General features: G+C 67.3%; 10 protein-coding genes. All 10 read left to right on the top strand.

Features of this window, described 5'->3' with window-relative positions:
* On the top strand, nt 1–442 hold a 442-nt coding region (locus tag DBR10_RS15735), incomplete at its 5' end, for a D-glycero-alpha-D-manno-heptose-1,7-bisphosphate 7-phosphatase (protein WP_108556502.1).
* A 10-nt stretch (nt 443–452) separates the two neighbouring features.
* Nucleotides 453–1,073, top strand: a complete 621-nt coding sequence (locus DBR10_RS15730) for an SIS domain-containing protein (RefSeq protein WP_108506250.1) — start codon at nt 453–455, stop codon at nt 1,071–1,073.
* 7 nt (nt 1,074–1,080) lie between these two features.
* Nucleotides 1,081–2,082 (top strand): GHMP family kinase ATP-binding protein, encoded by a 1,002-nt coding sequence (locus tag DBR10_RS15725; protein ID WP_108488775.1) that lies wholly within the window; start codon nt 1,081–1,083, stop codon nt 2,080–2,082.
* Nucleotides 2,079–2,648 carry a phosphatase PAP2 family protein gene (locus DBR10_RS15720; RefSeq protein WP_108506251.1) on the top strand — a complete coding sequence of 190 codons (570 nt, stop codon included), beginning with the start codon at nt 2,079–2,081 and terminating at the stop codon, nt 2,646–2,648. The genes DBR10_RS15725 and DBR10_RS15720 overlap by 4 nt, the downstream gene beginning before the upstream one ends.
* Nucleotides 2,649–2,840: 192 nt before the next feature.
* Complete coding sequence (locus tag DBR10_RS15715; protein ID WP_108506252.1) at nt 2,841–3,167, top strand: STAS domain-containing protein; 327 nt, start codon at nt 2,841–2,843, stop codon at nt 3,165–3,167.
* Nucleotides 3,164–3,529 carry a response regulator gene (locus DBR10_RS15710; RefSeq protein WP_108506253.1) on the top strand — a complete coding sequence of 122 codons (366 nt, stop codon included), beginning with the start codon at nt 3,164–3,166 and terminating at the stop codon, nt 3,527–3,529. The genes DBR10_RS15715 and DBR10_RS15710 overlap by 4 nt, the downstream gene beginning before the upstream one ends.
* A complete protein-coding gene (locus tag DBR10_RS15705) occupies nt 3,526–5,529 on the top strand; it encodes a chemotaxis protein CheA (protein ID WP_108556496.1) in 2,004 nt (667 codons plus the stop codon). Before DBR10_RS15710 ends, DBR10_RS15705 begins: the two co-directional genes overlap by 4 nt.
* Before the next feature lie 14 nt (nt 5,530–5,543).
* A complete protein-coding gene (locus tag DBR10_RS15700; RefSeq protein WP_199223664.1) occupies nt 5,544–6,041 on the top strand; it encodes a chemotaxis protein CheW in 498 nt (165 codons plus the stop codon).
* Between the two features lie 151 nt (nt 6,042–6,192).
* Nucleotides 6,193–8,118 (top strand): HAMP domain-containing methyl-accepting chemotaxis protein, encoded by a 1,926-nt coding sequence (locus DBR10_RS15695; protein ID WP_108506254.1) that lies wholly within the window; start codon nt 6,193–6,195, stop codon nt 8,116–8,118.
* 41 nt (nt 8,119–8,159) lie between these two features.
* On the top strand, nt 8,160–8,921 hold a 762-nt coding region (locus tag DBR10_RS20175; RefSeq protein ID WP_233243442.1), incomplete at its 3' end, for an MCP four helix bundle domain-containing protein.

Genomic DNA, 8,921 nt, shown 5'->3' with positions numbered 1-8,921 from the left:
GCCGGAGGCGGCGGCCACGCTCGCCGCGCTCAAGGCGGCTGGCTTTCTGCTGCTGGTGGTCACCAACCAGCCGGATGTCCGGCGCGGCCTGATGAGTGATGCGACGCTCGACGCGATCCATGCCCGTCTGGCCCAGGCCCTGCCTGTCGACGACATCTTCGCCTGCCGGCACGACAATGCCGACCTCTGTGCCTGCCGCAAGCCCCGCCCGGGCATGGTGCTCGACCTGGCCGCGCGCCACGGCGTCGACCTGACCCGTTCGTGGCTGGTCGGGGACCAGGACCGGGACATCCAGTGCGGCCAGGCCGCCGGCGTCCGCACCGTCCTGCTGGCACGGCCTTACAATTCCGGCACGGAGTCGGGCGCCGACCACGTGATCGATACCTTATCGCAAGCAGTTTCGCTCATGGTCCGGCAACCGGCCATGGCCGCGCCCCAATAGGAAAGCTCACATGTTCACGGATCACTTCTTCGACGTCGCGACCCGCGCCATGGCAGCCATCGATCGCTCTGCCGTCGAGGCCATGGCCCAGAAGCTGGCCGCCGTGCGCGACGGCGGCGGTCGCCTGTTCATCCTGGGTGTCGGCGGCAGCGCCGGCCACGCCAGCCACGCCACCAATGACTTCCGCAAGATCTGCGGTTTCGAGGCCTACTGCCCGACCGACAACGTCTCGGAACTGACCGCCCGCATCAATGACGAGACCTGGGAAGGCGTCTTCTCGACCTGGCTGGAAAGCAGCCGCCTGAAGGCCGAGGACGGCCTGCTGATCTTCTCGGTCGGTGGCGGCAGCCTCGAGCCCCCGGTCAGCGCCAACCTCGTCCGCGCCATGCAACTGGCCAAGACCCGCGGCGCGACCGTCACCGGCATCGTCGGCCGCAGCGGCGGCTACACCGCCCAGGCCGCGGACGCCTGCGTCATCGTCCCCACGGTCGACGACCAACTGATCACTCCCATCGTCGAAGGCCTGGCCGCCGTGGTCTGGCACCTGCTGGTCTCGCACCCGGCCCTGGCCGTGACCAAGGGTCACTGGGAAAAGCTGGCCGGCGCTCCGGCCACCGTCGCCGCCGAGTAGCCCGCCGATGATCTCGACCCGCACCCCGCTGCGCGTGACCCTCGGCGGCGGGGGCACCGACCTGGAAAGCTACTACCGCAACGGCGGCGGCTTCATCTTCGCGATGGGGCTGGACAAGTACATCCATGTCAGTGCCCACCGGCCGGCCTTCCACGAGCACGTGGCCCTGATGGGCCCGGACCCGGAGACGGTCGAGCGAGCGGCGGATCTCAAACACGAACTGGTGCGGGCGGCCCTGCTGAGCCACGGCATCGAAACCGGCTTCGAGGCCGCCTCGATCGGCGACATCGTCGGTGGCACGGGCCTGGGCTCGTCCAGCTGCTTTCTCGTCGGCTTCCTGCGGGCCCTGCATGCCCTGAAGGGTCATGAACCCGATCGCCAGGCCCTGGCGGAAGAGGCGTGCAATCTCGAGATCAACGTGCTGGCCAAGGGTATCGGCAAGCAGGACCAGTACATGGCGGCCTTCGGCGGCCTGACCACGCTGGACATCGCCCCTGACGGACAGGTCAAGGTCGGCTCGGTCGACATCGCCCCGGACGTCGAGGCCGCCTTCGTCTCGCATACCCACATCTACTATACCGGCCTGCGGCGTGACGCGGCCGTGATCCTCGACGATCAGAACAGCGCCATGCTGGCCAAGGGATCGGGCCATGACCAGGTCGCCCAGAGCCTTGGGGCCATCAAGGACCTCGGCTACCGCATCCGCGACGCCTGGGTGGCCGGTGACCTCGAGGGCTGGGGCCACATGCTGCACGAGCACTGGCTGAGCAAGAAACAGCTGTCTTCGAAGATCAGCTGGCCGCATATCGACCAGCTCTACGATCACGTCCGGGCCAATCTCGGCGTGACCGGTGGCAAGGTGATCGGGGCCGGTGGCGGTGGCTTCCTGATGCTGTTCACCCCGGGGCCCGGCGAGGCCCTGGAGGCCTACATGGCCTCACAGAACATGCCGCGCCTGCACTACGGCATTGATCGCGGCGGAAGCCAGGTCCTGCTCGGCGGGCAATGAGCCTCGCGCAGGTCGTCACCGACCTGGGCAATCCCGTTGTCGCAAGCGCTGCGGCCCTTGTGCTCCTGGCCTTTGGCTGGCTGAGGCTCAACCGGCTGGTCGCGGCGGTTTTCGTCGTCGGGCTGGTCGGTGTCGTCGCGTTGACGGCGGTCCTCAAGCAGATCTCGCAGGCGACCTCGCCGCCGCCCTGGCTGGCCGCACCTCTTGAACTGTCGAGCGGCGCGCCCAGTGGCCATGCGGTCCTGGCGACGGTCGTCTATGGCTGTGCCGCCGTTCTGTTTGTCCGGACCGGCAAAGGCTTGCCTGCCCTGGCCGGTGGTCTGATGAGTCTGGCGGCCATCCTCGGGGTCGCCGTCACCCGCGTGACCCTGCAGACCCATACGCTCGCCGATGTCGCGGCCGGGCTCGTCGTTGCCCTGCCCGTGGTCGCTCTCTTTGCCCGGGCCGTTGCGGTTCAGTGCGACCGGGGCCGCGTGCGGGTCGGACTGCTGCTGGCCGGCCTGATCCTGCTGCCCGGTCTTGCTCTGCTGTCGGGCTTTCGATTCTCAGAGCCCAAGATCTTTTGAACCGGCTGCGAGCCGGACACGGCTCCGTGGTGAACGTGCCATTTGCCGCGTCGGTTAACCCTATGATTGATGCGACATTGTGTCGCTATCTCAAAAGTTGTTTTCTTAACCCCGGGTTAAGGCCGAATTCCGATAGTTTCCGCAAATAAAGCGGCTCATCAAGAATGAGCTTCGGTTTTCCAGGGGGGGCTCTTGTTGGAAAACAGCGGCAACAGAACATTATCCCTGTCCGGGTCTTTGACTGTCTCAACTATAGAAACGGCCTATGTTCAGGTTGTTGAGGCGCTCTCAGACTGTGAAGGCCTGCGGCTCGATATTTCCGAAATCTCCGAAATTGATCTGACCTTCGTGCAGTTGATTGAAGCTGCGCGTCGCCATGCCAGCGAGGCGGGCGGTGGGCTGTCACTGTGCGCGCCGGCGGATGGAAGCGTGCTGGAAGTGCTGCGGCGCGGCGGCTTTCTCGACGACGACGGGTCAGGGCGAACGCTATTCTGGCTGCAAGGGGCGAGCGACCAATGACCGCGATCCTGACCGTGGACGATTCCGCCAGCATCCGGCAGGCGATCAAGATCGCCCTGAGTGGCGAGGGTTATGCCGTCACCGAAGCGGCCAATGGGGCCGAAGGTCTCGACAAGGGCGCGGCGGGTGGCTTCGACCTGATCGTGACCGATCTCAACATGCCGGTCATGGACGGCCTGTCGATGATCCGGGAATTGCGCAAGCGCCCGGCCGGAGCCGGTGTGCCCATCCTGTTCCTGACCACCGAGTCCGATGCCGACATCAAGGCCCAGGCCAAGGCGGCGGGCGCGACGGGCTGGCTGACCAAGCCGTTTGACCCCGAACAGCTGCTCAGGGTGGTCCGGAAGGTCCTGGCCAAATGACCGCGCAGGACCCCGTCGAGACCTTCCGCCAGGAAGCCCAGGAACTGCTGGAGCAAATCGAGCAGGGCCTGCTGGATCTGGTTCACCGGCCCGGTGAGCGGGATCTGATCGACGCGGTCTTCCGGGGACTCCATACGCTCAAGGGGTCCGGGGCCATGTTCGGCTTCGACGCCCTGGCCGCCTTTACCCATCACTGCGAAACCGCCTTCGACCGGGTTCGCAAGGGGGAGGTGCCGGCCTCGCCGGACCTGGTCACCGTCGTCCTGGCCGCCCAGGACCACATGCGGGCCCTGGCCGAAGGACGGCCTGCCTCGGACGCCGAGGGACAGGCCCTGCTGGACCGGTTGCAGCAAGTGGTAGCGACCGCCGCACCGGCTCAGTCTGTTGCGGCTGAAGCGCCGCCTCCCGCGACAGACGGGGGGCTCAATCACTGGCATATCCGCTTCAGCCTGCCGGCTGATGCCCTCGTCAACGGCACCCGCCCGCTGCCGCTACTCGACGAACTGCGCGAGCTGGGAGAGTGCAGGGTCGTTGCCATCACCGATGCCGTGCCGCCGCTGAAGGACCTGGTGTCCAGCCAGTGCCACCTGGCCTGGGACGTGACGCTGATCACGCCCCACGGCCGTGACGCGATTGAGGATGTCTTCCTCTTTGTGATCGACGACATGACCCTGGACATCGAGGCGATCACCCCGTCTGCCCCGGCGACCGCCGATGCCGCGCCGGAAGTGGCTCCGGTGCGCGACGTCACGCCCGTCGCAGCGACTGCCTCGTCTGATGACGGCACCGCAGCCCAGGCCGGCGAAGGCCGGGCCGCCAAGGCCGGCGGCGATACTGTCCGTGTTCCGGCCGAGCGTCTCGACGAGATGATGGACCGCGTCGGCGAACTGGTCATTGCCCAGTCCCGCCTGAAGCAACTGGCGGCCTCCAGCAGCGACATCGCCCTGCGGGCCGTCGCCGAGGAGATCGAGCGTCTGGCCTCGGAAATGCGCGACACCATGATGGTGGTGCGCATGGTGCCAATCGCCCAGCTGTTCGGCCGCTTCCGTCGCCTGATTCATGACCTGGCCCGTGACACCGGCAAGGCGATCGCGCTCTCGACCGAGGGGGAGGGGACCGAGCTCGACAAGACCGTCATCGAGCGGCTGGCCGACCCCCTGATCCATCTGATCCGCAATGCGGCCGATCATGGCCTGGAGACGCCCGAGCAGCGGCGGGCCGCCGGCAAACCCGAGGCGGGGCAGATTGTTCTGGCCGCCCGCCAGTCGGGTGCCGAGGTCGTCATCACCATCACCGACGACGGTCGCGGCGTGGACCGTGCCAGGGTCCGGGCCAAGGCCGAGGAAAACGGCCTGATCCAGCCGGGCCAGGTGGTCAGCGACGGCGAGCTTCTGCAACTGATCTTCGCGCCGGGCTTCTCGACGGCGGCCACCATTACCAACCTGTCGGGGCGCGGCGTCGGGATGGATGTGGTCAAGCGCACGATCGAAGGCCTGCGCGGCGCGATCGAGCTGACCAGCACACCCGGCGAAGGCTCGGTGGTCTCACTGCGCATTCCCCTGACCCTGGCGATCATCGACGGCTTGCTGGTTCGGGTCGGCGCAGGCCGTTTCGTCATTCCACTGTCCAGTGTCGAGGAGTGCGTCGAGCTGTCGCCCGAGCAGGACCGGCGCTCCACCGGACGCAGCCTGATTACCCTGCGCGATCAACTGGTCCCCTTCATCCGCCTGCGGCAGCTGTTCGCCAGCGGCCAGCCGGCCGATCCCCATCAGAAGGTGGTCGTGGTCCAGGCCGGTCAGGAGCGGGTGGGCCTGGTGGTCGACCAGATCCTCGGCGACCACCAGACCGTCATCAAGGCCCTGTCGGGCTTCCACGCCGAGGTCGGCGCCTTTTCGGGCGCGACCATACTGGGTGACGGCGGCGTCGCCCTGATCCTCGATATCGGCAGTCTCGTCGCGTCCGGCCAGCGCCAGGACACACCCCTGCGGGCGGTCGGCTGATGGGAAACCCTGCCATGACATCCACGGCCCAGCCGCCGATCGAGGCCCTGACTTTTGACCTGCAGGGCGAGACCTTCGCGCTGGAAGCCGGGCTGGTTCGCGAGGTTCTCGACCTCCTGCCCGAGACCGATGTGCCCGGTGCGCCGCCCTTCGTCAGTTCCGTGATCAATTTTCGGGGGCGGGTGATCCCGCTGGTCGACCTGCGTCTGGCCTTCGACATGGTCGCGGCCGCGCCCACCGTCAACAGCCGCATTGTGGTCATCGAGCATGAACTCGACGGCGAGCCGACCCTGATCGGCCTGCGGGCCGACAAGGTTCACGAGGTCACCGCGATCGACCCTGCAGTCACTGAGGACGCCCCGCGTGTCGGGATGCTGTGGCGCACGGACTTCATTCGCCGCCTGGCCCGTCGGGACGGCGACCTGATCGTCATTCCCGATCTCGAGCAGATCTTTGCCGCGCGTGGCAAGTCCGGCGCGGTCGTCACGCCGCTGTTCGGCCCGTCGTCCTAGGCCGGGGAAGCAGTGCCATGTCCATCCGACCTGACGCCCCACCGTCCTTCCGGCCCCGATCGCACACGCGGGCCGACAGACCGACCGCGCTGAAACTGGATTCTAGACCGGACTGGCACTGGCCGGGTCCGGAACCCCTGGGAGCTTCACCATGCGCCTGACGATCAAGCTGAAACTGATCGCAGCCTTCTCGCTCATGACCCTGCTGATTGTCGGGGCTGCCGGTTACGGCGCGATCGAGATGACCCGGCTGAGCGAGCTCCAGGATGCACTGGTCAAGGGGCCGGCCGCCCAGTTGCAGCGCGCCCAGGGCATACATGTGGCCTTCAAGGATGTGCTCTCCGCCCAGAGGGGTATGGCACTGGCTGAAACGGCCGAGACCCTGAACGCCGAGTCGGATCGTGCCGAGCGCCAGAGCCAGGCCATCGCCAAGTCACTCAAGCAAGGCCTGGCGGCCGCCCAGGGTGCCGAGGAGCGCGCGAAATGGACGGCGCTGGGCACCGACTGGGAAAACTTCGCACGGGTTGAGGGACAGGTCAGGGCCCTGATCCTGGAGGGCAAGCGCCAGTCTGCCCGTGGCCTGATGCTGGGCACAGAGGAGCAGATCTCTCAGCAGGCAGACCGGGTGATCGGTGAGATCGTGACCTATAGCGACCAGCGCCTGCAGGCGGCTGACCAGCAGAGTGACGAGATCTCCCGCACGTCGCGCAAGATCCTTCTGGGCCTGATCGCTCTGTCCCTGGTCATTGCCGTAACCGCCGGCGTGTGGATTTCGCGCACGATCAGCCGGGGGCTGTCGCAGATTGACGGCCTGGCGCGGGCCGTGGCGCTCGGGGATCTGGATCAGCGGGTCTCCGTCAGGTCGAACGACGAGATCAGCGATCTGCTCCGCTCGATCAACGCCATGATCGCCAATCTCAGGTCGACAGCCGAAGTGGCGGACCGCGTCGCCGAAGGTGACCTGTCCGTCGAGGTCAAGCCGGCCTCCGACAAGGACGTGATGGGAATTTCCCTGCGCCAGATGGTGCTGAACCTGCGTGGGACCGCACGGGTCGCCGAGCAGATCGCGGACGGCGACCTGACGGTCGATGCCCGGCCGATGTCGGAGCGGGACACCCTGGGCAATGCCCTCAGCCAGATGGTCGAGCGCCTGCGCGGCGTCGTCGGGGATGCCCTGTCGGCGTCGGACAATGTCTCCAGCGGCAGTCAGCAACTGTCGGCCACGTCCGAGCAGGTCAGCCAGGGCGCGACCGAACAGGCGTCATCGGCCGAGGAGCTGTCGGCCTCGATGGAAGAGATGACCGGCGCGATCAAGCAGAACGCCGACAACGCCGCCCAGACCGAGAAGATCGCCCGCCAGTCGGCCCAGGACGCCGAAATCTCTGGGGAAGCGGTCAATCGCGCGGTCGAGGCGATGCGGACGATCGCCGAGAAGATCACCATCGTGCAGGAAATCGCCCGCCAGACCGATCTGCTGGCCCTGAACGCGGCCGTTGAAGCGGCCCGGGCCGGCGAACATGGCCGCGGCTTTGCGGTGGTCGCCTCCGAGGTGCGCAAGCTGGCCGAGCGCAGCCAGACCGCCGCCACCGAGATCGGCGCGGTCTCGACCGACACCGTCAAGGCCGCCCAGTCGGCCGGCCAGCTGCTGACCAGCCTGGTACCCAATATCCGCCGGACCGCCGAACTGGTGGCCGAGATCAGCGCGGCCTGCCGCGAGCAGGACATCGGGGCCAGCCAGATCAACGAGGCGATCCAGCAGCTCGACAAGGTCACCCAGCAGAACGCCAGCGCTTCGGAACAGATGTCGGCGACCTCCGAGGAGCTGGCCGCCCAGGCCGAGGAACTGCAGACCTCGATCGCCTATTTCCGCCTGGACGGCGATGCCGCCCCTTCGCGCAGCAGGCCGGCCCCCGTCGTCAAGCTGGCCCCGCGCGCTCCCGCCAAGGCCGCCGCCGGGCGAAAGCCGGCTGGGCGGCCCCGGGCCGTGGCGGCCCAGCAGGCGCGCGCCCACGGCTTTGCCCTCGACCTGAGCCAGGGCGGCCCCGATCCCTCTGACAGTGAATTCACCGAGTACTGAGCTGCCCGAACGCGCAGCACCCACGCCTGAAAGGCTACACCATGCGGTTCACCCTCAAGCTGCAACTCAGCCTGGCCTTTGGCCTGGTCATCGCCCTGCTGCTGGCCTCGACCCTGTTCGGGCTGAACAGCCTTTCGACGACCAATCGGGAGCTCAACGACCTGGTGGACGGGCCGGCCGTACGCCTGAACGCAGCCCAGAAGCTCAATGTTCACATGCTTGATCTGGTGCGGCTGGAAAAGACCATGATCCTGGTCGGCTCGCCGGAGGAGGTCCAGGCGCTGGAGGGCGAGGTGGCGCGCGAGAAATCCCAGTTCGAGGCCTTGCTGGCCAAGGCCGAGGGGCTGGCTCCGGCCGAGGACAAGCCCCGCTGGAAGGCTCTTGGGTCAAGCTGGGAAGAGCTTTCCGAGGTGCATGGCCAGGTCTATGCCCTGGCCCAGGCCGGTCGTGACCGACCCGCTACGGCCCTGTCGATGGGCGAGGGGCGCAAACATGCCGAGGACGTCAGCGCAAAGGTCCAGGCGCTGGTCGAGCTGTCCCAGGCCGAGCTTGAGGCCGCGACCCGGAAGGCGGATGCCGATTTTGTGGCGATCCGTAACGGCCTGATCGGTCTGGCGGTCGTTTCGCTGCTGATCGCGGTGGGCGCAGCCGTCTTCATCGCGACGACCGTTTCGAGGGGGCTGCGCCGTGCCTCGGACGCCGTGCGGGCCGTGGCCGAGGGGGACCTGACCCGAAAGATCACCATCACGACCCGCGACGAGATCGCCGATCTGCTGGGGCATGTGAACCTGATGGTCGAGCGT

It is taken from the genome of Caulobacter sp. HMWF025, from assembly GCF_003060965.1.
Lineage (GTDB): Bacteria > Pseudomonadota > Alphaproteobacteria > Caulobacterales > Caulobacteraceae > Caulobacter.
Note: the sequence above shows the minus strand (reverse complement) of the source record. Positions and strands in the feature narration are given on the sequence as shown.

Coding starts and splice junctions, on each gene's coding strand:
- DBR10_RS15730 (WP_108506250.1), top strand. CDS start 453: ATGTTCACGGATCACTTCTTCGACGTCGCGACCCGCGCCATGGCAGCC.
- DBR10_RS15725 (WP_108488775.1), top strand. CDS start 1,081: ATGATCTCGACCCGCACCCCGCTGCGCGTGACCCTCGGCGGCGGGGGC.
- DBR10_RS15720 (WP_108506251.1), top strand. CDS start 2,079: ATGAGCCTCGCGCAGGTCGTCACCGACCTGGGCAATCCCGTTGTCGCA.
- DBR10_RS15710 (WP_108506253.1), top strand. CDS start 3,164: ATGACCGCGATCCTGACCGTGGACGATTCCGCCAGCATCCGGCAGGCG.
- DBR10_RS15705 (WP_108556496.1), top strand. CDS start 3,526: ATGACCGCGCAGGACCCCGTCGAGACCTTCCGCCAGGAAGCCCAGGAA.
- DBR10_RS15700 (WP_199223664.1), top strand. CDS start 5,544: ATGACATCCACGGCCCAGCCGCCGATCGAGGCCCTGACTTTTGACCTG.
- DBR10_RS15695 (WP_108506254.1), top strand. CDS start 6,193: ATGCGCCTGACGATCAAGCTGAAACTGATCGCAGCCTTCTCGCTCATG.